Source organism: Nocardia thraciensis (genome assembly GCF_054782435.1).
Genome location: NZ_BAAGSM010000043.1, coordinates 74,258 through 96,185, shown reverse-complemented (window position 1 = coordinate 96,185; position 21,928 = coordinate 74,258). Strand labels below are relative to the sequence as shown.

The following is a 21,928-nucleotide window of genomic DNA, read 5'->3' as shown; positions in this document are numbered from 1 at the left end:
GGTTGCCCCGCTACGAGATCCGGAAGCCTGGCACCACATGCTCCCGGGCGAAGCGCCGCAGCGCGGCATCGTCGTCGAGCGGAATCACCGTCTGCGGCGTGAGCGCCATGGACAGCGAGGTGCGCGCGACCATCTCCGCCAGCGGTTGCGGATCGTACTGCGGCAGTTTGCCTTCGGACTGCAGCCGGGTGATGAATTCGGCGAGGTAGTCGCGCCCCAGCTCGATCACCGGGGCGCCGTGCACGGTCAGGTACGGCAACACGATCTCCGGCTCGGTCTTCAGCAGCCGATCCAGCAGCCGGTTGCCGCGCAGCCCGTCGATGAAGGCCACGAACAGCTCCGCGATCTGCTCCTCGGCCCCGGCGTCGCGGTCGATCTGCCGCTGTACGGCCGCGTCCACCTGATCGATGAACTGGCGCGCCTGCCGCAGCCCGACCGCCTGGATCAGATCCGATTTGCCCGCGAAGCGCCGGTAGAGCGTCGCCAGCGAGAGCCCGCCGCGGCGGGCGACCTCGACCATGCTCGTCCGCTTGATACCGAAGTCGAGGAATGCCATCAGCGCCGCATCGAGAACCTTCGACTGGCTGCGGTCCTCGGTGCCCGCCCCGCGCACCAGCGGCAGCAGTTTGGCCAGCTTGGCCATAACCCGATCCCCTCTCGGTGTGACACGATGACATTGAAATCATCGCACATGGTCAAAGGACAGTTGCCAGCGATTGACAGCATTGATCTTCGATGAGAAGGTGAGAGTAGAAGTTTCTCACACTTCTTTTGACCCTCACGGCTGAAGCGAGATCGAGGAGACGAGTCGACGATGACCGCCGCCATGCGCGCGACCGACCATGAGCCGTCCATCCCGGAGTCGACTCTGACCCCGGAAACCATCCGCGATCACATCGATGGCGTCGCCGCCTTCCTCGGCGGCGCCGCGAACGTCATCATGCAGCTCAGCCACCCACCGGTGGGCTACGGCGTGCTGGAGAGCACCGTCGACAGCGGCAAGGTGACCCTGCACCCGATCAAGCGGCTGCGCACCACCCTCACCTATCTGGCCGTGGCGTGGATGGGAAACGAGGAAGATCGCAAGGCCTACCGCAAGGCGGTGAACGTCTCCCACCGGCCGGTGCGCTCGACCCCGGACAGCCCGGTCGAATACAACGCGTTCGACCCGAAGCTGCAGCTGTGGGTGGCCGCCTGCCTGTACTGGGGCGTGGACGACCTCTACACCCGGATGCGCGGGCCGATGGAACCCGAAATGGCCGAGGACTTCTACCGCTACAGCGTCCGGCTCGGCACCACGCTGCAGATGCGGCCGGAGATGTGGCCCGCCACGCGGGCGGAGTTCTTCCGGTACTGGGAGGAGAACCTGGCCGAGCGCACCATCGACCAGCCGGTGCGGGACTATTTCAACGGCCTGATCGACCTGAGGATGCTGCCGCGTCCCGTGCGGCTGCTGTTCGGCCGGTTCCACCGGTTCACCGTGACCGCGCTGCTGCCCCAGCACCTGCGCGACGAAATGGGCATGACCTGGACCGCGCGCGACGAGCGCCGGTTCCGGCTGGTACTGAGGACCATCTCGGCGGTCTGGACGCGGCTCCCGGCGGTGGTCCGCGCGGCCCCGCTCAACACCTACCTGTTCGACATGCGCCTGCGCCGCCGCCTCGGCCGCCCGCTGGTCTGACGCTCACTGCCGTTCGGCGAGAGCGCGCAGGAAGAAGCCGAAGTTGGCGGGACGCTCAGCCAGTCTGCGCATGAGGTAGGCGTACCACTGGCCGCCGTAGGGGACGTAGACGCGCACGGCGTGTCAGTTCGCCGCCAGTCGGCGCTGCTCGGCGTCTCGGATGCCGTAGAGCATCTGATATTCGTAATCGCCTGGGCCTTGGGCATTTTCGATCGCGAGCCGAGTGGTCGCCTCGATCATGGCCGGATCGTGGGTGGCTATCATCGGCCGCCCGCCGCCGCGCATCAGCACGTCCAGGCAGCGCAGGTACGACGAGTCCACATCGGCGCGCCGCAGATAGGACTGCACCGCGACACCCAGCCACGGGAACTCACCGTGCAACTGCCGCACCGTATCCAGGGTCGCGTCGGTGGTGGTGTGGTCCTCGGCATCGACGGTGACCCAGACCGCGGCCTCGGCCGCGCGCAGACACAGGGCGCGCAGGTTGGCGGTGGCGATGGCGGGGCCGTCGGGCTCCAGCGCCTGGCCGAGGGCCGACAGTTTTACCGAAACCTCCACGGCGCGAACCGGATTCGTGCGGGGTTCGGTCTGGTTCAGCACCGCCAGTTCGTCGATGAGCGCCAGATATTCCGTGACCGCGTCGTCGGCCATGGCGCGCTCGGTGGTGTGCTCGCCGAGAAAGTCGACGCTGACCATCCGCCCGTCGCGCAACAGGTCCCGTAGCACCGGAACGAGGTCCGGGCGAGTCTCCCCCGCCACGAATCGGCGCACCACGGCGGCCGTGATCGGCACCCGCAGGACAGCGTTCTTCATGCGGGGTGACTCGGCCGCGGCCAGGATCGCGGGGCGCAGCGGGTTCACGGGTCACCCGCCATGCACACCCCTCCCACACCGCGGATCGCACCGGCGGGCCGCATCAGGACCCCATGTGCGGGTAACGGTAATCCGTTGGTGGGACGAAGGTTTCCTTGATTGTCCGGGGCGCGACCCAGCGCAGCAGGTTGAGATATGAGCCCGCCTTGTCGTCGGTGCCGGAGGCGCGAGCCCCGCCGAACGGCTGCTGTCCGACGACGGCCCCCGTCGGTTTGTCGTTGATGTAGAAGTTGCCCGCGGTGTATCGCAGCGCGGCCTCAGCCTCGTCGATCGCCGCACGGTCGCGGGCGAACACCGCGCCGGTGAGCGCATACGGTGCGGCCGTGTCGACCTCGCGCAGCAGCGTGCCGAACGCGGCCGGGTCGGCGTCGTCGTAGACGTGCACCGACAGGATCGGCCCGAAGTATTCGGTGGTGAATGCCTCCTCTCGCGGATCGTCGGACATCAGCACGGTCGGGCGGACGAAATAGCCCTCGCTGTCGTCGTAGCGGCCGCCGACCGGGATCTTGAGCCCCGCCGCGCGGGCCCGCTCCAACGCCGCCACGTTCTTGTCGTAGGCGCGCCGATCGATCAGCGCCCCACCGAAATTCGACAGATCCGCCACATCGCCGTAGGCGATGCCGTCGGTCTCGTGCAGGAAATCGTCACCCATCCGGCGCCACACCGAGCGAGGGATGTAGGCACGGGAAGCCGCGGAGCACTTCTGCCCCTGATACTCGTAGGCGCCGCGAATCAGCGCCGCTCGCAAGGCCTTCGGGTCGGCCGATGAGTGTGCGACGATGAAATCCTTACCCCCGGTCTCCCCCACCAGCCGCGGATAACCGTGGTACCGCGGCAGATTCGCGCCGACCTGCCGCCAGAGGTACTGGAAGGTGCGGGTGGAACCGGTGAAGTGGATTCCGGCCAGCCGCGGATCCGGCAGCGCCGCCTCCGACAGCTCGGCGCCGCCGCCGGTGACCAGGTTGATCACGCCGGGCGGCAGACCCGCTTCCTCCAGCACGCGCATGGTGTAGTAGGCGGCCAGGGTCTGGGTGGGCGAGGGCTTCCACACCACCGTGGCGCCCATCAGCGCCGGTGCGGTGGGGAGATTACCCGCGATCGCGCTGAAATTGAACGGCGTGATCGCGTAGACGAAACCCTCCAGCGGCCGGTAGTCCATCCGATTCCACACGCCCGCACCGGAATTGGGCTGCAGTGCCAGAATCTGCCGGGCGAAGGCGACATTGAACCGCCAGAAGTCGATCAGCTCGCAGGGGGCGTCGATCTCGGCCTGATACGCCGACTTCGACTGGCCCAGCATGGTGGCGGCGGCGACGGTCTCGCGCCACGGCCCGGACAGCAGGTCGGCCGCCCGCAGCAGGACCGCCGCGCGCTCGTCGAATCGGGTCTCGCGCCAGGCCGGCGCCGCGGCGACGGCCGCCTCGACCGCCGCGCGGCCCTCCTCGCGGGTGGTCTCGGTGTAGGTGCCGAGCACGTGTCGGTGGCGATGCGGCATCACGATATCGAGCCGAGGTCCGGCGCCGGGCTGATGTTTGCCGCCGATCACCAGCGGCACATCCACGGTTTCGGCGGAGATCTCGGCCAGCCGAGCCGTCAGGCGCTCACGCTCGGCGGTTCCCGGTGCGTAGGAGTGCACCGGCTCATTGGCCGGGGCGGGGACAACCGTGACAGCGTCCATACCCCAGGCTAACGCCGAGCCGTCCGGCTCGGGGTGAGGTCGCCCGACCCTTACCATCCTGGAGTGACCGACATGACGATAACGCTGCGGCCGTGCGCGGGTCGGACCGAGTTTCCGAGGCTGGTGGAAGTGTGGCGCAGCGCCGTCGCGGCCACGCACCACTTCCTGTCCCGGGAGTACTTCGAGCACATCGAAAGCCATCTGGCCAGCGACTACCTGCCCGTGGTCGACCTCACGGTGGCGGTGGTGGACGACCGCATCGTCGGATTCTCCGGGATCTCCGCCGGGCAGTTGGAGATGCTGTTCATCGATGACGACTTCCGCGGCCGCGGAATCGGCTCGGTCCTGCTGCGCGCCGCCCTCGACCGGTTTCCCTCACTCACCGTCGACGTCAACGAGGAGAACCCGCGGGCCCTCGGCTTCTACCAGTCCCACGGCTTCGTCGTCACCGGCCGCTCCGAAACCGACTCCGAGGGCCGCCCCCACCCCCTGCTCCACCTCGTCTTCGCCGCCCCGCCGGACTGATGCGGGAGGTCTAGGGGGTGAGGCGGTCGGCGGCCGCTGCGATGCGTTCGTCGGTGGCGGTGAGGGCGATGCGGACGTGCTCGGCGCCGGTGGGACCGTAGAAGTCGCCGGGGGCGGCGAGGATGCCGCGCTCGGCGAGCCAGTCCAGGGTGGTGCGGCAGTGTTCGCCACGGGTGGACCACAGATACAGGCCCGCCTCGGAGTGGTCGATGCGGAAACCGGCCTCCCGCAACGCCTTTCGCAACACCTCGCGGCGGGCGCGATAGCGTTCCCGCTGGCGGGCCTCGTGGGCGTCGTCGCCGAGCGCCGCGGTCATCGCGGCCTGCACCGGGAACGGCACCATCATGCCCGCGTGCTTGCGCACCTCCAGCAGCTCGCGCACCAGTGCCGGATCGCCGGTCACGAACCCGGCGCGGTAGCTGGCCAGATTCGACGTCTTCGACAGCGAATGGATCGCCAGCAGCCCGGTGTGGTCGCCGTCGCAGACCTCCGGATCCAGGATGGACACCGCGCGCTCGTCCCACGCCAGGCTCAGATAGCACTCGTCGGAGGCGACGACCGCGCCGCGCTCGCGGGCGAAGGCCACCACCTTGCGCAGATGGTCCACGCCCAGCACCCGGCCGGTCGGGTTGGACGGCGAGTTCAGGTAGATCAGCGCCGGAGCCCGCGGGCCCAGCTGGGTCAGCCCGTCCGCGCGGGCGATGCCGGCGCCCGCCAGCAGCGCGCCGACCTCGTAGGTCGGGTAGGCCACCTCGGGAATCACCACCAGGTCGTCGCCGCCCAGACCGAGCAGGCGCGGTAGCCCGGCGATGAGTTCCTTGGTGCCGATCGCGGGCAGCACCGCCTCGGGCGCGATACCGGTGATCCCGAAGCGCCGCTTCAGCGCGTCGACCGCGGCCGCGCGCAGTTGCGGCGTGCCGTGCGTCGTCGGGTACCCGGGCACCTCCGCCACCGAGGCGAGCGCCGCCCGGATCAGCGGGTCGACCGGATCGACCGGCGTGCCCACCGAGAGATCCACGATCCCGCCCGGATGGGCCGCCGCCCGCGCCTTGGCGGAAGCGATGGTGTCCCAGGGAAAGTCGGGGAGCAGGCCGCTCACCGGTGTCCGGCGGGATCGGACTGTCTCGCGGCCGCTCGATCTGCCGCCCTCGGTCCCGCCGTCGCCACGCGTCGACAACGTCTTACTCGTCGCTCGCCATCGGAGGAAGCTCCTTGATCAGCGGCGGGTCGTAGGCGAGCGCACCGACCTTGGTGGCGCCACCGGGCGAGCCCAGGCCCTCCATCTCGAAGAAGTCCACGTTGGCGTTGACGTACCCGCTCCACTGGTCCGGGGTGTCGTCCTCGTAGAAGATCGCCTCCACCGGACACACCGGCTCACATGCACCACAGTCCACGCACTCGTCCGGATGGATGTACAGCATGCGGCCACCCTCGTAGATGCAATCTACGGGGCATTCCTCGATGCACGCCTTGTCCTTCACGTCAACGCACGGTTCAGCGATGATGTACGTCACTGCCGCTCTCCTAGTCTGTTCTTGCCCGCGGGAGGTTTCCGCCCGCGCAACAGTATCCGGCGGCCCTACGTTACTACTGGCCAGCCTTGCCTAACTTCGTCCGACCCTCGTTGGCCGGGCGTCAGCAGCGACACTGGTAGAAGCGTTGCCGCCCATCACGAATCCCGTTCGGGGGAATCGGTTTCCACCGCGGCGGTCAACAACCGCAACAGGTCGCGCAATTCCCGCTGCTGGGTTTCGCTCAACGAGGTCAGCGGTGATCCCGTGCCGAGCCTGGCCAGCACGGCCGCGCGACTGTCGCGCCCGGCGGCGGTGAGTTCGATCCGCTTGGCCCGCCGGTCGGTCGGATGCGCTTTGCGCTCCACCAGGCCCTGCGCCTCCAGCCTATCGAGCACGAAGGTGGCGTTCGAGGGCTCGCACGACATCCGGCTGGCCAACTCGCGCGCGGTGATCGGCTCCGACAGCTCCCGCAGCGCGATGACCTGCGACGAGGTCAGCCCCAGTTGCTCGGCGACGCGTCGCACGTGCACCTCCAGGCGGCGCGTGAACGAGTGCACCAGCTTGCACACGTCGCGATCGACCTCGGTTTCCACCGGGAAGTTCGATACGGGGTCGGGCCGCCTGGTCATGCGATCGAGTCTAGCGATGATGATTCGAGCTGTGATAGTTATAGTTCGTATTATTCGAGCTGTAACTACTTGGAGTGATGGTGCGACTCCCTGTCCTGTCCCTGATGCTGGTCGTATTCGGCCTTACCACCGGCGAATTCGCTATCGCCGGGATCCTGCCGGAGGTGGCGGGCGACCTCGCGGTGTCGGTGTCGTCGGGCGGCCTGCTGGTTACCGCGTATGCGCTGGGCATGATCGTCGGCGGGCCGGTGATCACGGTGCTGACCGCGAGAGTGCCGCGGCGGCGGCTGATCGTCGGCCTCGTGGGATTCGCGGTGCTGGCGAACCTGGGCTCGGCCTGCGCGCCCAACTTCCCGCTCCTGCTCGCCACCCGGTTCGCGGCCGGGCTGATCGTGGCCACATTCTTCGCGCTCGCTGTCGCGACCGTGGTGTCGCAGGCCCCCGAGGGCAGGGCGGCGTCGGCGATCGCGCAGGTGGCCCTCGGAATGAATCTCGGGATCGTGCTCGGCACCCCGATCGGCGCCTTCCTGGGCCAGCACCTCGGCTGGCGGTCCACGTTCGCCGTCGTGGCGGCCGTCGCGGGGCTGGGCTTGCTGATGGTGCTGCGGTTCGTCACCGAACTGCCCTCGGCCGCAACGGGTTCGGTGTTCGGCGAGCTGCGCGTGCTGGCGAATCGAGAGCTGCTGATCGCCATCGCGCTCACCGCGGTCGGCAGCCTGGGGGCGGTCACCGTCTTCACCTACATCGCACCGCTGCTCACCGATGTCGCCGGTTTCGGTCCGGCGGCCGTACCGATTCTGCTGCTGGTCTACGGCCTCGGGGCGATCGCGGGTAACCAGCTCGGCGGGCGACTGGCCGACCGGGCGCTACTGCCCGCGCTGATCGGGCTGCTCGCCGGGCTGGCGGCGGTCATGGCGGCGTTCTGGGCGGCCGGGGAAATCGCTTCCGTAGCAGCGGTTCTCGTCTTCGCCCTGGGCGCACTGACCTTCGCGGTCATCCCCGGCATGCAGGCCCGCGTGATCGGCGCCGCCACCGCCGCCCCGACGCTGGCCATCGCCATCAACGCGGCGGGTTACCAGGTCGCGGCGGCGATCGGTGGCCGCCTGGGTGGCTGGACCATAGCCGACGGCCCGGGCCTGCGCACCCTCCCGCTGATCGGCGCGGCACTCACAGTCGCCGGTGCGGGTCTGGCCACGTACATGCTGCTCCGTGATCGGAAGGCGCTCATCCCTGCCTGAGTGCCACGGATGTGCGTGCACCACAACCACATCCGTCAGCTGGGAACCGATCCCCGCTTCACGGCCCCAGGGGGCCGTGAAGCGGGGAATGCAGAAGCCACCCGTCCGGGAAGGGAACCCAGGAACCACCCGGCCGGGAAGGGGGAACCCAGGAACCCACCGACCAGAAAAGGGAAATGCAGGGACCACCCGGGCGGAAAGGGGAACCATCCGGAACCGGGCGGGTGGGCTAACCCACCGGCAGGGGGATTGGCGGGGTGCGGTGGGGTGGGGTGCCGTAGGTGGTGGTGCGTTCGCGGACGGGGCGACCTATGCCGGAGGCGATTTCCGTCAGTTCGGCGACGGTTTTCGCGGAGCCGTGTTGGGAACCGGCCATGCGGGAGATGGTTTCTTCCATCAGGGTGCCACCGAGGTCGTTGGCGCCGCCGTTGAGCATCGCCTGGGTTCCCTTGGCGCCCAACTTGACCCAGCTGGTCTGGATATTGTCGATGCGGCCGTGCAGCATGATGCGGGCCAGGGCGTGCGCGGCGCGGTTGTCGCGGATCGTGGGACCCGGACGGGACGCGCCCGCCAGGTACAGCGGCGCGCTCTGGTGCACGAACGGCAGCAGCACGAATTCGGTGAAACCGCCTGTCTCATCCTGAATTCCGCGCAGCACCCGCAGATGCCCGACCCAGTGCCGGGGGCTGTCGACATGCCCGTACATCATCGTGGAGCTGGAGCGGATGCCCAGCTTGTGCGCGGTGGTCACGACGTCGATCCAGGCCGAGGCGGGGAGCTTGCCCTTGGTCAGCACCCAGCGCACCTCGTCGTCGAGGATCTCCGCGGCCGTGCCCGGAATCGTGTCCAGCCCAGCCTCTTTCAGCGCCGCGAGCCAGTCGTGCACGCTCTGCCCGCCGCGCGAGGCGCCGTTCACGAGCTCCATCGGGCTGAACGCGTGCACATGCATCGACGGCACCCGCCGCTTCACCGCTCGCACCAGGTCCGCGTAGCCGGTCACCGGCAGGTCGGGGTCGATGCCGCCCTGCATGCACACCTCGGTGGCGCCGTCGACGTGCGCCTCCCAGGCCCGGTCGGCCACCTCCTCGGCGCTCAATTTGAACGCGTCGGCATCGCCCTTGCGCTGGGCGAACGCACAGAACCGGCAGCCGGTGTAGCAGATATTGGTGAAGTTGATATTGCGGTTCACGATGTAGGTGACGTCGTCGCCGTTGATGTCGCGGCGCAGCTGATCGGCCAGCGCGGCGATCGCGTCCAGCTCGGCTCCCTCGGCGGTGGCCAGCGCCAGATACTGCTCGTCGGACAGTCCCGCCGGATCGCGCTCGGCCTCCCGCAGGGCCGCCAGTACGTCGGCGTCGAACCGCTCCGGCGCGGTGGTGGCCAGTTCGCGCACCTGTTCGCGGATGGTCTCCCAGTCGCCGAACGCGCCCACCACGTCGTCGCCGAGCCCGGCATCGCTGCGCGCCTCGGTATTGCGGCCGTCGGTATCGATCGCGGTGTTCAGGTCGACCCGGCCCGCGGACTCCCACGACTCGTCCGGTTCCTGCCACGGCAGGCCCCGCGGAATCGCATCCGGATTCGCCAGCCCCGTGCCCAGATCGGAGAGCGCGGCCACGTGGGCGCCGATGCGCGGATCCACCCACGGATTCCCGGCCCGTACATAGCGCGGATGGGCGGAGGTGCGCTCGGCCAGCCGGTAGCCCGCCGCCTCGGTCATCTCGACGAGAGTGTCCAGATTCGGCCACGGCCGTTCGGGGTTCACGTGGTCGGGGGTGACCGGTGAGACGCCGCCCCAGTCGTCGATACCGGCCTCGATCAGCGCCCGGCACTCGGCCCGCGAGACCAGATTCGGCGGCGCCTGCACGGCCACGTCCGGCGGCAGCAGCAGCCGCGAGACCGCGATCGTGGCGAGGAATTCCTCGATGTCGGCGTCGGGGGTGTCGCGCATCGCGGTGTCGTCCTTGGCCCGGAAGTTCTGCACGATCACCTCCTGCACGTGCCCGAATGCCTTGTGCTGCTTGCGAATCGCCATGATCGACTCGGCGCGCTCGCGCAGCGTCTCGCCGATGCCCACCAGGATGCCGGTGGTGAACGGGACCGACAGCCGACCGGCATCGGTGATCGCGCGCAGCCGCACCTGCGGATCCTTGTCGGGGCTGCCGTAGTGGCAGTTGCCCTTCTCGGTGAACAGCCGGGCGGCGGTGGTCTCCAGCATCAGGCCCATGGACTGGCTGACCGGCTTGAGGCGGGAGATCTCCTCCCACGACATGACCCCGGGGTTGATGTGCGGCAGCAGCCCGGTCTCCTCGAGCACCATGATCGACACGGCGCGCAAGTAGTCGAGGGTCGAGTCGTAGCCGTGCTCGTCGAGCCACTGCGCCGCCTCCGGCCAGCGGTCCTCGGGGCGGTCGCCGAGGGTGAACAGCGCCTCCTTGCAGCCGAGCGCCGCACCGCGCCGCGCGATATCGAGCACTTCGTCCGGTTCGAGGTACATGCCCCGGCCTTCGGCCCGCAGCTTGCCGGGCACCGTCACGAACGTGCAGTAGTGGCACTTGTCGCGACACAGGTGCGTCAGCGGGATGAAGACGTTCTTGGAGTAGGTGATGGTCTTCGGGCGGCCCGCCGACTCCATGGCGGCGTCGCGCACCCGGGAGGCGCTGCGGCTCAACTCCGCCAGGTCGTCGCCGCGGGCGTGCAGCAGGACGGCGGCCTCGTCGACGTTCAACGTCACTCCGTCGCGGGCCCGCCGCAACGCCCGGCGCATCGCCGAGGCGGTCGGGGGTGCGGGCGGGATGCCAGGGTTCGGTAGATCCGTCACGCCCTCGATCATGCGCCAACCATCCGAGTGTTCTCCCTCCGGTGCCTGTGACGTGAGACAACCCGGCGTTGCGGCGGGCTATTCCAGCTTCGGCAAACCCGTGCCGAAATGCCTGCCGCACAGCGTGATATCGGGCGCGTCGCGCGGGGAACCCGATGTCCGGCGCGCCAGCGTACCCGTATCCGGCGGCCTCCGCACACGCCGACGCCACATGCGCGAACCCCGGCGCGACGCCGGACAGCACGGCCGCTGGGCGCGCGTCCATGGAACCATGGCGGCATGGCACATCCCGACGACCGAGCCCCCGCGACGGCCCGGCGCAGCATCCTGGCCGAACCGGCCTGGCGACCGAGCCCCCGCGCGAAGCTGCTGTGGGCGCTGGGACCTGCCGTCGGGTGGGTGATCGTGCTGATCGGCGAGCTGGTGTGGATCGTGGTGGACGGCGCGCATCGCGCCACGCAGCTGGCGGCCGTGGCGGCGACGCTGGTGGTGGCGGCGTTCACGGTGGCGGTCGTACCGCTGTGGCGGTACGCGGTGCATCGGTGGGAGGTGACCGACGAGGCCGTGTACACCCGCACCGGATGGATCACCCAGGAAAGCCGGGTTGCCCCCATTACCCGCGTGCAGACCGTCGACACCCAGCGCGGGCCGCTGGAGCGGATGCTGGGGCTCGCGACGGTCACGGTGACCACGGCCTCGTCGGCGGGGGCGGTGCAGATCAGCGCGCTGGATCTGCCCGTCGCCGAGCAGACCGTCACCCGGCTGACGGAAATCGCGGCGCTGCACCGAGGGGACGCCACATGACCGAACCGCCACACCCGGGGCAGCTCGCCGAGACCGCCGCGCTCATGTCCTGGCAGCGGCTGGACAAGCGAATGCTGTTGGTGCATCCGGTTCGAGAGATCGTCCGGTATATCCCGTTGCTCATCGTCTCCGTGGTGGTCGGTACGCGCAACGACAATCCCGGGTGGGGTTTGCTCGCGCTCGTGATCATCGTCGGATTCGCGGTTGCCCGGTGGTTCACCACGACCTACCGCATCGGTGCGGACAATATCGAACTGCGGACGGGGGTGCTGCGGCGCAAGCGGCTGGCGGTGCCGCGGTCGCGGATCCGGTCGGTCGATATCGAGGCCGATCCGCTGCACCGCGGGCTCGGACTGGCGGTGCTGACCATCGGAACCGGGCAGCAGGCCGGGAAGGACGAGCAGTTCAAGCTCGACGCGCTCGACGCCCGGTTGGTGCCGGGCCTGCGGGCGGAACTGCTGGCACATCTGAACAAGGCGGAAGCCGTTGGCGGACAACCCGGTTCACCCGTCGGCGAACCGGCGGCAGGCGCACCTGACGTCTCCGGGCTGGCATCGGAGGAGACCGATCCGCGCCGCGAAGGCGTCGAGATCGCGCACTGGCGTCCGGGTTGGGTGCGGTACGCGCCGTTGTCGCTGACCGGATTCGCCATCGTCGCGCCGGTGGTCGGCCTGGCCTTCCAGTACGGCCTCGCCGAGGCGATCTTCCGCTCGGATGCCGTGCACAGCGTGGAGGACCGCAGCGCCTGGTTCCTCACCGCCGTGGTGGTGGCGCTGGTCGCCGCCGTGGCGGCGATCGTCAGCCTCGCCGGGTGCGCGCGGTATCTCGCAACGTATTTCGGCCTGCGCGTGCTCGACGACGGCCGCACGCTACACCTGCGACACGGCCTGTTCACCACCCGCCAGACCACCCTGGACCTGGCCCGCCTGCGCGGCGCGACGGTGAACGAGCCGCTCCTGCTGCGACTGTCGGGCGGCGCCGAACTCGAGGCGATCATGACCGGCACCAGCCCGCGTCAGAAGATCCTGCCCCAGGCCCCGCGCGCCGCCGTGGACCGCACCCTCGCCCACCTACTCGCGAGCCGTCCGGCTCGCCGATCCCCCACGGCGACAACACGACCCGGCCCCGCGACCCGCGACGCCGGGCCGTCCGGCACGAACCCGGCGACCGCCGAGCGGCCCGCGACCGTGCCGCCGACCGCGGCGGGCAGCGCCGAATCGGCGGCACCGGCGACGATTTCGCTGATTCCGCACGGCCCTCGCGCACGGCGGCGGCGCTACACCCGCACGCTGACGCCGGTGCTGGTGGCGGCCGTGGTAGTTGCCGCGGGATCGATTGCGGGGCTGGAGGTTCCGCTGTGGGTGTGGCCCGTGCTGGCCGTGATCGCCCTGGGGGCAACGGCTTTGGCCTACGATCGCTACCGGGGGCTCGGTCACGCCGTACTGCCCGCCACCGGCGACCGGCCCACCTGGCTGATCACCCGAAGCGGTTCCCTGGACCGCGACCGCGACTGCCTCGAGGCCCCCGGCATCATCGGCTGGACCGTCCGCCAGACCTTCTTCCAGCGCCGCGCCGGACTCGCCACCCTCGTAGCCGCCTCGGCCGCCGGGAAGAAGCGCTATCACGTGGTGGACATCCCCATCGCCGACGCGTGGGCACTGATCGAGACGGTAACCCCGGGCCAATCCGGTCCCCGGTAATCACCCGACCTCCCCGTGTCAGGTGCGCGGGCGTACGAAGGCGCGGCGGAACAGATAGAACCCGGCTGGGATCAGCCCGGCGGCCAGCAGGACCGGCGCGGTCCAACTGTCGGTGAGCAGTACGTCGCCGCCCGGACCGGTCGTGGCGCACAGCAGGAAGCCGAACAGCCACGCCGCCAGCGGCAGGGCCATGGCGGCCGGGCGGTTCGTCACCACGCCCATGCCCATCACCAGCAGCACGTTCACCGCCGCCGCCACCAGGATCGAGAACGGGAGCGGAGTGCCGCCGACGTAGGTGGGGAGATAGAGCACCTCGAGCACCAGCGAGAGCAGGCCCTCGAACACCAGCACCCCGGCCAGCGTCGCACCGAGGGCGGCCCACCCGGGCGGCTCTACGCCGGGCACGGCCGATGTCCGGCCGAACGCGGCCGCCGTCACGGCACCGGCGGGAAGCCGAGCAGGGTCAGCAGGTGACTCTGCATGTCCACGAATCCGTAGAGCACGTGCAGGTACAGATCGTGCTGCGCCTGCCAGTTCGGCTTCTGGCTCTCGACGAACGCGACTATGGCGTCCTGCAGGCTCCAGTTGTACATGCCGGTCAGTCTATGCGGGGACGGCGAGCCCAGGATCCGGAGGCAGCAGGTCGGCTCGACTCAGCTGTCCAGGCCCGCGAACAGGTCGTGCTCCCGTCCGTCGTCGCCGACCGGGCCCAGCCGCCCACGCACGAGCACGAAATGTTCCTCGGGCAGGACCGGTTGGGCAATGTTGTTGGACAGCGCGAATTCCCGTCCCGAGGGCGCCACGCTCACCTGGGTGGCATGCGCGCGCAGGGCGGCCCGCTTCGCCGCGAGAACATCGGAGACGTCGATCGTGGTGGTCACGGATTCGCTGGACACACAAGGCAATTCGCCCACCGCCGGTAGCCGCCACCCCGGCGGCAGCGCCCCGGGCAGCCGGTCGACGGTGCGCCGGGCCAGCGCCTCGGTGTGCAGGCGCAGGACCTCCGCGTCCGTCACGGTCCAGTAGGCCTTCGGCGTATCCCAGCCCCGTTCCTTCGCGGCGTCGAGGGCGGCCATCGTGATCCGGTGCGCCCGAACGTGGTCGGGATGCCCGTAGCCCCCGCGCGGGTCATATCCGACCACCACCTGCGGCCGCACCTCCAGCAGCACCTGCACCAGGGCGTCCACGGCGGCGTCGCCGGAGTCCGCGAACGCGCGCGGGTGCAGCGGCTCGAGCGGGCGCGGATCGGCGACGGTGCCCGTCATCCCCGAATCGCGCCAGCGCCCGGCGCCGCCGAGGAACCGGGGCGGCCCGGCGCCCAATTCCGCCAGCGCCCTGGTCAATTCGCCGATCCGGTAGCCGCCCAGCTGATCGGCCTGATCACCGGCCAGCTGCGCCCACTGCTCGCCGATGACCTCCCCCTCCTCGCCGAGCGTGCAGGTCACGACGGTCACCGGGACGCCGCGCCGCCGATAGTGCGCGATGGTGCCGCCGGTGGCGATGGATTCGTCGTCCGGATGCGCGTGCACGAGCAGCAGCCCACTCACGACAACCGCCGCCAGGTGCCCGCGCCGCCGAAGATCCCGACCTCGATGGCCCCGCTCAGGGAGACCCCGTCCATCCGCGAGCTGGCCGCCGCCACCCCGTTGTCCTGCATGATCGGCAGCACGGTGGCCAGGTCCCACAGCTTCGGCTCGACCTCGCCGATCACCTTGGGTACGTCCTGCCCGCGTAGGGCGGCGTCGATCGCGGGCTGCAGCGCCGGATCGCAGACGCCCGAGACATTGCTCGGTGCCTTGCGGAGATCCTCCACCCGCGACGACGTGTCGTCCTGCGGGGTGGTCGGCGGCGGTGGGCAGCCGTAGCGCGAGTCCAGCACGGTGGCCGGGTCGTTTCCGGCCCGATCCCAGCCCACGACCGCGTCGACCGTGCCGTCCAGCAGTTCCTTGCCGTAGAGCTCCTCGGCGGGCAGGCTGCGCACGCTGGCATCGATGCCCGCACTGCGCAGCATGTCGGCGGCGGTGTTGGCCACGGCCAGCGCGGTGGTGTCCTTGTCCACCGCGCCCAGGCGGATCGCGAGGGTCCTGCCGTTCTTCACCACCTGCCGCGGCTGCGGCGCCGGTGATGTCGCGGAGGCGTCCACCGGCGAGGTCTCCGGAGCGCGCGCGTACCCGGCCTCGGCCAGCAGCGCGAACGCCTCGTCGGCCGAGGGCCGCGGTGGCGCGGTCGGCGCGTAGCCCGGATCCGAGGGCGAAAGCACCTGGGCCCGAGCCGGTTCCATCCATGCCCCGGTCTCCGCGCCGACGGTCGCCAGCAGCGTGGGATCCAGCAGCGCCAGCACGGCGTGGCGCACCCGCGGATCGGTGAGGTCGCCGACGCGGCCGTTGAGCGCCAACCGCAGCTCGCGCGCCTGCGGCATCATCGAGGTGCGCACCGCCGGGATCGCCTGCAGCTGGGACTGTGTCGCCGTGCCGCCACGCACCAGCGCCATCTGTGCGTCCCCGGAGCGCAGCGATTCGGCCAGCTGCGCGGTGGTGCCGCCGCGCCGCAGCATGATCTGGTCCGGTACCGCGGGAGTGCTCCAGTAACGGTCGTTGCGCTCGAGCAGGATCTCCTCGCGGCCGGAGTCGGCCTGCTTGACCCGGAACTGCCCGCCGGAGATCGGGTTCTGGTCGATCAGGCCGCGCTCGACGGCCAGGGCCCGCTGGAAACCGCCCGGCGAATCCTTCAGCAGATGCGAGGGCAGCAGATCGGTGAACAGCTGCCGCCACGCCGGATACGGCTCCCGGAAGGTGACGGTCACCGTCTTGCCGCCGTCGGAGGAGCCCACATCCGAGATCTGGCGGTACCCGGCGGGATCCACGACCCCGGGCTGCGTGATCATCTGCTGCCACAGGTACCGGAAGTCCTCGGCGGCGATCGGCGCACCGTCGGACCACGACGCCTGGTTCTGGATCTTGTAGGTGAGGGTGAACGGCTCCTGCGCGGTCACATCCGCCGACACCATCAGCGCGTTGTCGGGCACCCAGTCGGTCGCGCCGGGCGCCGTCTGCGAGGGCACCGGCCGGAACGGGCTGGGGAACACCGCCGAACTGACCGCGTTGGTGGCCGGGGACTGGTTGGACCGCAGGTGCGGGTTGAACCCGATCCCGATGTCGTCGACGGCCACCACCACCGTGCTCTTGGTGGGCTTGGCGGGCGTGGTCTTGGGGCTGTCGGTGCTCTCGATCGGCGGCGGCGGATTCGCGGTGCACCCGGCGAGCACCGTCGCGGATGCCGCCAGTACCGACACCACCGCACGCCACCGGCGTTCGCCGCGACGACGGCGGCCGGACGCCGCGTCCGGATCCCGGCGTTCGCCGGGACAACGGGGTGAAGGTTTCGCGCCTCTCAGTGCCGACACAGTTCGCGAACCTACACGCTCGACGGTGCCCGCCCGGAAATGCACAGGTGCGGACTACGCGTTCTGGGCGGCGCGGTCGCGGGCCTTGCGGCGGGATGCCTCACGCCCGCGCTCGGTGGCGCTGAGGATGACCTTGCGCACCCGCACCACCTCGGGAGTCACCTCGACGCACTCGTCGGCGGCGCAGAACTCCATCGCGGCTTCCAGATCCAGCTGCAGCGGCTTGGCGAGGGTCTCGAGCACGTCGCCGGTCGCGGACCGCATATTGGTCAGCTTCTTCTCGCGGGTGACGTTGATGTCGAGATCCTCGGCGCGCGGATTCACGCCGACGACCATGCCCTCGTACGTGTCCGCACCCGGCTCGACGAAGAACTGGCCGCGGTCGGCGAGCTGGATCATGGCGAAGGGCGTCACCGATCCGGCACGGTCGGACACCAGCGAACCGGTGTGCCGGGCGCGGATCTCACCGGCCCACGGCGCGTAGCCGTCGAAGACGGCGTTGGCGATGCCGGTGCCGCGGGTCTCGGTCAGGAAGTCGGTGCGGAAGCCGATCAGGCCGCGCGACGGGACGATGAACTCCATGCGCACCCATCCGGCGGCGTGGTTGCTCATCTGCACCATCTTGCCCTTGCGGGCCGCCAGCAGCTGGGTGATGGCGCCCAGGTACTCGTCGGGGCAGTCGATGGTCAGCTCTTCGTACGGTTCGTGCACCTTGCCGTCGACCTGCCGGGTCACCACCTGCGGCTTGCCGACGGTCAGTTCGAAACCCTCGCGGCGCATCTGCTCGACCAGGATGGCCAGGGCGAGTTCACCGCGGCCCTGCACCTCCCACGCGTCGGGGCGGCCGATATCGAGCACCCGCAGCGACACGTTGCCGACCAGTTCCTGATCCAGGCGCGCCTTCACCATGCGGGCGGTGAGCTTGTGCCCCTGCACCCGGCCGACCAGCGGCGAGGTATTGGTACCGATGGTCACGGAGATGGCGGGCTCGTCGACGGTGATGCGCGGCAGCGCGACCGGGTTCTCGACGTCGGCGAGGGTGTCGCCGATCATGATCTCCGGAATGCCCGCGATGGCCACGATATCGCCAGCGACGGCCTCCTCGCCGGGCTGCCGTTCGACCCCGATGGTCTGCAGCAGCTCGGTGATCTTGACCGTCTTGACGCCGTCGCCGTGCATCCACGCGACGTTCTGGCCCTTGCGCAGGGTGCCGTTGTGCACGCGGACCAGGGCAAGACGGCCCAGGAAGGGCGAGGCGTCGAGGTTGGTGACGTGCGCCTGCAGCGGGGCCGAGGCATCGCCCTTGGGCGCGGGCACGTACTTCAGCAGCACCTCGAACAGCTCGTCGAGGTTCTCCGCATCGGGGTTCGCCCCGTTCTCGGGGCGGCTGGTCGAGGCCTTGCCCGCGCGGCCGGAGGCGTAGAGCACGGGCAGGTCCAGGGCTAGCTCGGCGGCCTCGGAGGCATCGTCGTCGAGATCGGAGGCCAGATCCAGCAGTAGATCGTGCGACTCCTCCACGACCTCGGCAATGCGCGCGTCGGGGCGGTCGGTCTTGTTCACCACCAGGATCACCGGCAGCGAGGCCGCGAGCGCCTTGCGCAGCACGAAGCGGGTCTGCGGCAGCGGGCCCTCCGAGGCGTCGACGAGCAGCACGACGCCGTCGACCATGGACAGGCCGCGCTCGACCTCACCGCCGAAGTCGGCGTGGCCGGGGGTGTCGATGACATTGATCACGGTGACGCTGCCGTCGGCGTTGTGCCGGTGCACGGCGGTGTTCTTGGCGAGAATGGTGATGCCCTTCTCGCGCTCGAGATCGCCCGAATCCATCACGCGATCGACGAGTTCGGCCCGCTCCGCGAACGCGCCGGACTGCCGGAGCATCGCGTCGACCAGCGTCGTCTTGCCGTGGTCGACGTGAGCAACGATTGCCACGTTGCGAAACTCGACAGACGACACGTTGAATCCTCCTGCTGGATGAGATGGTTGGCTGCCGACCCTCGCCATAGAGGGCCGGTGCAAGACAGGTGGACGAGTGACTCACCGGGCATGCGGCCATGTACACAGTACCGAAATGCGAGGCGGCCCCGATTCCGGGCCATCTCGGTTAGGCTATGCTTACCTTCATGGGCAAGGTCAAGGCCAAGAAGGTTTCCCGCCTCGAGCCGAAGAAGAAGTGCTGTCGCAAGAAGACGCGCTGCGTGAAATGCCCTGTCGTGATCATGCGGATGAAGAAGGCCGAGTCCGCCGGGGTATGCGGAAAAGACCTCAAGAAGTACCTCAAGCAGGCGCGCGCGGCCTGAGTCGAGAGTAGAACCGGGGTATGAGCACCCCACTGCTGACCGACGACGAAATCGCTGCCGCACTCGCGGAGCTGCCGGACTGGACTCGTACGGGCAACAGCATCGCCCGCACCGTCGAGGCGCCCTCGTTCCTGGCCGGGATCGAGCTGGTGCGCCGGGTCGCCAGCGAGGCCGAGGCGGCCAACCATCACCCCGATATCGATATCCGGTGGCGCCGTGTCACTTTCACGCTGTCGACGCACTCCGAGGGTGGGCTGACCCGGATGGATACGGCGCTGGCGCGGGAGATCGATCGGCTGGCCCAGGAGAGCTGAGCCGCCCGGTCCGGATCACCCAGAGATAGAACGCCACGACGCCGACCAGGTCGACCGCACCCAGCCAGGACAGGATCCCGGGCCGGGAGATCGTCCAGATGGTCGGCTGGAAGAACGACAGCACCCAGGGCAGTCCGATCAGCATGGTCGCCAGCCAGTAACCGGCGAGCACCCGGGCGCCCGCCGCCGTGCGCATCGGCCCGTACAGCAGCCACAGCACGACCGGCAGCAGCCACACCCAGTGATGCGACCACGAGATCGGCGACGCCAGCAGCCCGAACAGCTGCATCACCAGCAGCGCGCCCAGCCGGTCCCCGGCGCCGAGGGCGCGCCAGGCGAAGAAGGCCAGCACCGCGACGACCACGACCCCACCGAGCCACCACGGCCCGAACGGGATTCGATGTCCGCCGAGGTGCCATGGCGCACCTGCGTCATAGCCCAGAATCCGGGTGAGCGCCCCCCGCAGCGATTGATTCCAGACCGAGCCCACCGGCCCGATGCGGTTGGCGTCGCCGATCAGCGGGCCGAAGTACGTGCGGGTCTCGGCCGGGGAGATCGCGAAGCTCAGCCCGACCGTCGCCGCGAAGACCACCGCGGCCCACACCGCACTCGCCCACCGGCGCTGGGTCAGGAAGTACAGCCCGGTGACCGCCGGTGTCAGCTTCACCCCCGCCGCCACGCCGACCAGCAGGCCCGACAGCCACCACCCCGTGTAATAGGCGGCGGCCATCCCGGCCAGCACCAGGAAGACGTTGACCTGCCCGTAGTCCAGGGTCGTGCGGGTCGGCTCCAGCCACAGCCCCACCGCGGTCCAGCCGATCGCGGCCGTGCGCCAGCGGCTCTCGCGGGCGGCGTCGCCGAGGAGCAGCGCGAAGCTGATCCGCACCACCGCGTACAGCGCCGCCGCGATCAACAGCAGCCAGCCCACCGCGACCAGGGTGAACGGCAGGAAATGCAGCGGATAGAACACCACGGCCGCGAACGGCGGATAGGTGAAGGGCAGCGGGAAGTCCGGGGTCTTCTCCGCGTAGGTGTACTCGAAGAGGTGGCCGGTGCCCAGGTTGGCGGCGCCGTCGACGTAGACGTGCAGGTCGACCAGGTTCATCCCGTTGGGCGACAACAGCATCCACGCCAGCCGGGCGAGTATCGACAGGCCCAGCGCGATCAGTGCGAGGCGTCGTCGGCCTCCGGACCCGTCGCTACCGCCGGAGGCCAATCGGAGCAGTCGATTCACGGCGTGCAAACTTTCCGGTCGGTGACGGGCCGGGAGCAAGATTACCGGCGGGGGTGACAGCCCCGAGAACGGCCCGTCTTGTAACATTTGCATCACTGATCACTCCAGTAACACCGGAATGGGGTTATGGTCCGGGAACGGCAAATAACCGACGAATAGCTGTCGGCAAGATCGCGGTACGGCTGTACAACACGGCTGCTCTATCCCTAAAGTGACGCAAGCGATGCGGCCGCATCGCCGGATGAGGTACCCGAGGTAAGGACGGCTACACCAGTGCTTCGCACCAGAGGATCGCGGTTCGCAGTGTCCGCGCTGGCCCTCGCGGCCGGCGCAACCGTTGCCGCGTCTACGGCGGTCGCCGCTCCGGCGCCGAAGCCGCAGGAGGCCCCGGCCAGCGCCCCGCTGATTCCCGAGGGTGTGCCGATCGACGCGATCGCCAATCTGGCGCCCGCCATCGTCGGAGCCGCCGCGGGCGCCGCCGATATCGCCTCGCCCGGTCAGCAGACCATCCTCGACCAGGCCAAGCAGATCCTGAACTCGGCCAACCTGCCCCCGCAGGTGAAGGCGGCGCTGCAGGCCATCATCAAATTCCTCGACGGCAGCGGTGGCGGCGGCCCGGAGCTCCCGGAGAACGGGCCCAATATCGCGCAGTTCCTCTACCCGACCATCGGCAAGGGCTGCATCGGCCCGGGCACCGATTCGGTCGGCACGGCGTTGGCCGTTCCCGGCCCGGCCGAACTGCCGCCGCCCGGCCCGCAGGGCGGCCAGGCCGGATTCGTGTTCACCGCGCTGGGCACCAAAGGCCTGACCCCGCAGCAGAATCCGCCGATGACCGTGCAGTGGCTGAACCTGGACACCCGGCAGAGCGCCATCCAGCCGCTGACCGACGAGGCGCACATCAACCCCGACGGCCCGGCCACCCTGTCGGCGATCGCCAACACCGGCCCCGGCCGCGTGATCGCGGTGGTCTCCGGCTCGCTGACCACCCAGGCCGACGCCGAGAAGCCGCCGATCACCTGCTCGTTCCTGCCGACGCTCGGCTTCTTCAACGTCGCACCGGCGACCCCTGCGGCGCAAGCTCCGGCTCAGACGCAGCGCTAACGCCTAGCGGCAAGTCCCGGAGTCGTCCCGTAGGCGACACTCCGGGACTTTCGCCGTCATAAGCGCGGCAACATGCTGTGACCTGTGGTAGACCGACAACTATGGCGACTGTCGAT

General features: G+C 69.6%; 20 protein-coding genes and 1 pseudogene. 8 read left to right on the top strand and 13 right to left on the bottom strand.

Annotation, left to right across the window (positions count from 1 at the left end; all coding sequences use genetic code 11):
* Positions 1–10 precede the first annotated feature (10 nt).
* A complete protein-coding gene (locus ACYVLQ_RS27805) occupies positions 11–643 on the bottom strand; it encodes a TetR/AcrR family transcriptional regulator (protein ID WP_460700484.1) in 633 nt (210 codons plus the stop codon).
* 171 nt (positions 644–814) lie between these two features.
* On the opposite strand from ACYVLQ_RS27805, the gene ACYVLQ_RS27800 reads away from it, so the two are divergent.
* Positions 815–1,681 (top strand): oxygenase MpaB family protein, encoded by an 867-nt coding sequence (locus ACYVLQ_RS27800; RefSeq protein ID WP_460700483.1) that lies wholly within the window; start codon positions 815–817, stop codon positions 1,679–1,681.
* Between the two features lie 3 nt (positions 1,682–1,684).
* Here the strand turns inward: ACYVLQ_RS27800 and ACYVLQ_RS27795 are convergent.
* Both ACYVLQ_RS27795 and pruA read right to left on the bottom strand, forming a co-directional pair.
* Positions 1,685–2,494 (bottom strand): annotated as a pseudogene (locus tag ACYVLQ_RS27795) (proline dehydrogenase family protein).
* 103 nt (positions 2,495–2,597) lie between these two features.
* Positions 2,598–4,232, bottom strand: a complete 1,635-nt coding sequence (gene pruA, locus ACYVLQ_RS27790; protein WP_460700482.1) for an L-glutamate gamma-semialdehyde dehydrogenase — start codon at positions 4,230–4,232, stop codon at positions 2,598–2,600.
* Between the two features lie 72 nt (positions 4,233–4,304).
* Here pruA and ACYVLQ_RS27785 point away from each other — a divergent pair, with 72 nt between their 5' ends.
* A complete protein-coding gene (locus tag ACYVLQ_RS27785) occupies positions 4,305–4,757 on the top strand; it encodes an acetyltransferase (protein ID WP_460700712.1) in 453 nt (150 codons plus the stop codon).
* 10 nt (positions 4,758–4,767) lie between these two features.
* On the opposite strand, the gene dapC is transcribed toward ACYVLQ_RS27785, so the two are convergent.
* From dapC to ACYVLQ_RS27770, 3 genes are all read right to left on the bottom strand, one after another.
* Complete coding sequence (gene dapC, locus ACYVLQ_RS27780; protein WP_460700481.1) at positions 4,768–5,856, bottom strand: succinyldiaminopimelate transaminase; 1,089 nt, start codon at positions 5,854–5,856, stop codon at positions 4,768–4,770.
* An 82-nt stretch (positions 5,857–5,938) separates the two neighbouring features.
* A complete protein-coding gene (fdxA, locus tag ACYVLQ_RS27775; RefSeq protein ID WP_460700480.1) occupies positions 5,939–6,271 on the bottom strand; it encodes a ferredoxin in 333 nt (110 codons plus the stop codon).
* A 155-nt stretch (positions 6,272–6,426) separates the two neighbouring features.
* On the bottom strand, positions 6,427–6,900 hold the full coding sequence (locus ACYVLQ_RS27770; protein ID WP_460700479.1) for a MarR family winged helix-turn-helix transcriptional regulator: 474 nt from the start codon (positions 6,898–6,900) through the stop codon (positions 6,427–6,429).
* An 80-nt stretch (positions 6,901–6,980) separates the two neighbouring features.
* Between ACYVLQ_RS27770 and ACYVLQ_RS27765 the strand changes: the two genes are divergently transcribed.
* Positions 6,981–8,138, top strand: coding sequence for an MFS transporter (locus ACYVLQ_RS27765; protein WP_460700478.1), 1,158 nt, complete (start codon positions 6,981–6,983; stop codon positions 8,136–8,138).
* A gap of 229 nt (positions 8,139–8,367) precedes the next feature.
* On the opposite strand, the gene ACYVLQ_RS27760 is transcribed toward ACYVLQ_RS27765, so the two are convergent.
* Positions 8,368–10,968: a bifunctional FO biosynthesis protein CofGH gene (locus ACYVLQ_RS27760; RefSeq protein WP_460700477.1), complete on the bottom strand. Its 2,601-nt coding sequence runs from the start codon at positions 10,966–10,968 to the stop codon at positions 8,368–8,370.
* 267 nt (positions 10,969–11,235) lie between these two features.
* Here ACYVLQ_RS27760 and ACYVLQ_RS27755 point away from each other — a divergent pair, with 267 nt between their 5' ends.
* Both ACYVLQ_RS27755 and ACYVLQ_RS27750 read left to right on the top strand, forming a co-directional pair.
* Positions 11,236–11,760: a PH domain-containing protein gene (locus tag ACYVLQ_RS27755; protein ID WP_460700476.1), complete on the top strand. Its 525-nt coding sequence runs from the start codon at positions 11,236–11,238 to the stop codon at positions 11,758–11,760.
* On the top strand, positions 11,757–13,460 hold the full coding sequence (locus ACYVLQ_RS27750) for a PH domain-containing protein (protein WP_460700475.1): 1,704 nt from the start codon (positions 11,757–11,759) through the stop codon (positions 13,458–13,460). The genes ACYVLQ_RS27755 and ACYVLQ_RS27750 overlap by 4 nt, the downstream gene beginning before the upstream one ends.
* 18 nt (positions 13,461–13,478) lie before the next feature.
* Here ACYVLQ_RS27750 and ACYVLQ_RS27745 read toward each other — a convergent pair whose 3' ends face one another.
* The 5 genes from ACYVLQ_RS27745 to typA all read right to left on the bottom strand — a co-directional run bounded on the left by ACYVLQ_RS27745 (position 13,479) and on the right by typA (position 18,819).
* Positions 13,479–13,898 carry a hypothetical protein gene (locus ACYVLQ_RS27745; protein WP_460700474.1) on the bottom strand — a complete coding sequence of 140 codons (420 nt, stop codon included), beginning with the start codon at positions 13,896–13,898 and terminating at the stop codon, positions 13,479–13,481.
* Positions 13,895–14,053 carry a hypothetical protein gene (locus tag ACYVLQ_RS27740; protein WP_460700473.1) on the bottom strand — a complete coding sequence of 53 codons (159 nt, stop codon included), beginning with the start codon at positions 14,051–14,053 and terminating at the stop codon, positions 13,895–13,897. The genes ACYVLQ_RS27745 and ACYVLQ_RS27740 overlap by 4 nt, the downstream gene beginning before the upstream one ends.
* Before the next feature lie 60 nt (positions 14,054–14,113).
* Entirely contained in the window at positions 14,114–15,007 is an 894-nt protein-coding gene (gene mshB / locus ACYVLQ_RS27735; RefSeq protein WP_460700472.1) for an N-acetyl-1-D-myo-inositol-2-amino-2-deoxy-alpha-D-glucopyranoside deacetylase, read from the bottom strand.
* Positions 15,004–16,755, bottom strand: coding sequence for an ABC transporter family substrate-binding protein (locus tag ACYVLQ_RS27730; protein WP_460700711.1), 1,752 nt, complete (start codon positions 16,753–16,755; stop codon positions 15,004–15,006). The genes mshB and ACYVLQ_RS27730 overlap by 4 nt, the downstream gene beginning before the upstream one ends.
* A gap of 162 nt (positions 16,756–16,917) precedes the next feature.
* A complete protein-coding gene (gene typA / locus ACYVLQ_RS27725) occupies positions 16,918–18,819 on the bottom strand; it encodes a translational GTPase TypA (RefSeq protein WP_460700471.1) in 1,902 nt (633 codons plus the stop codon).
* A 167-nt stretch (positions 18,820–18,986) separates the two neighbouring features.
* On the opposite strand from typA, the gene ACYVLQ_RS27720 reads away from it, so the two are divergent.
* Positions 18,987–19,163 carry a hypothetical protein gene (locus tag ACYVLQ_RS27720; RefSeq protein ID WP_460700470.1) on the top strand — a complete coding sequence of 59 codons (177 nt, stop codon included), beginning with the start codon at positions 18,987–18,989 and terminating at the stop codon, positions 19,161–19,163.
* Positions 19,164–19,183: 20 nt separating this feature from the next.
* Positions 19,184–19,477, top strand: coding sequence for a 4a-hydroxytetrahydrobiopterin dehydratase (locus ACYVLQ_RS27715; RefSeq protein WP_460700469.1), 294 nt, complete (start codon positions 19,184–19,186; stop codon positions 19,475–19,477).
* On the opposite strand, the gene ACYVLQ_RS27710 is transcribed toward ACYVLQ_RS27715, so the two are convergent.
* Entirely contained in the window at positions 19,389–20,711 is a 1,323-nt protein-coding gene (locus tag ACYVLQ_RS27710) for a mannosyltransferase (protein ID WP_460700468.1), read from the bottom strand. The two genes, ACYVLQ_RS27715 and ACYVLQ_RS27710, sit on opposite strands and share 89 nt — an antisense overlap.
* A gap of 273 nt (positions 20,712–20,984) precedes the next feature.
* On the opposite strand from ACYVLQ_RS27710, the gene ACYVLQ_RS27705 reads away from it, so the two are divergent.
* Complete coding sequence (locus ACYVLQ_RS27705; RefSeq protein WP_460700467.1) at positions 20,985–21,812, top strand: Rv1157c family protein; 828 nt, start codon at positions 20,985–20,987, stop codon at positions 21,810–21,812.
* The last annotated feature ends 116 nt before the right edge of the window (positions 21,813–21,928 follow it).

What these genes read in the sequence shown, in the direction of transcription:
- ACYVLQ_RS27805 (WP_460700484.1), bottom strand. Translation starts at nt 643, where the DNA reads ATGGCCAAGCTGGCCAAACTGCTGCCGCTGGTGCGCGGGGCGGGCACC.
- ACYVLQ_RS27800 (WP_460700483.1), top strand. Translation starts at nt 815, where the DNA reads ATGACCGCCGCCATGCGCGCGACCGACCATGAGCCGTCCATCCCGGAG.
- pruA (WP_460700482.1), bottom strand. Translation starts at nt 4,232, where the DNA reads ATGGACGCTGTCACGGTTGTCCCCGCCCCGGCCAATGAGCCGGTGCAC.
- ACYVLQ_RS27785 (WP_460700712.1), top strand. Translation starts at nt 4,305, where the DNA reads ATGACGATAACGCTGCGGCCGTGCGCGGGTCGGACCGAGTTTCCGAGG.
- ACYVLQ_RS27770 (WP_460700479.1), bottom strand. Translation starts at nt 6,900, where the DNA reads ATGACCAGGCGGCCCGACCCCGTATCGAACTTCCCGGTGGAAACCGAG.
- ACYVLQ_RS27760 (WP_460700477.1), bottom strand. Translation starts at nt 10,968, where the DNA reads ATGATCGAGGGCGTGACGGATCTACCGAACCCTGGCATCCCGCCCGCA.
- ACYVLQ_RS27755 (WP_460700476.1), top strand. Translation starts at nt 11,236, where the DNA reads ATGGCACATCCCGACGACCGAGCCCCCGCGACGGCCCGGCGCAGCATC.
- ACYVLQ_RS27750 (WP_460700475.1), top strand. Translation starts at nt 11,757, where the DNA reads ATGACCGAACCGCCACACCCGGGGCAGCTCGCCGAGACCGCCGCGCTC.
- ACYVLQ_RS27740 (WP_460700473.1), bottom strand. Translation starts at nt 14,053, where the DNA reads ATGTACAACTGGAGCCTGCAGGACGCCATAGTCGCGTTCGTCGAGAGC.
- ACYVLQ_RS27720 (WP_460700470.1), top strand. Translation starts at nt 18,987, where the DNA reads ATGGGCAAGGTCAAGGCCAAGAAGGTTTCCCGCCTCGAGCCGAAGAAG.
- ACYVLQ_RS27715 (WP_460700469.1), top strand. Translation starts at nt 19,184, where the DNA reads ATGAGCACCCCACTGCTGACCGACGACGAAATCGCTGCCGCACTCGCG.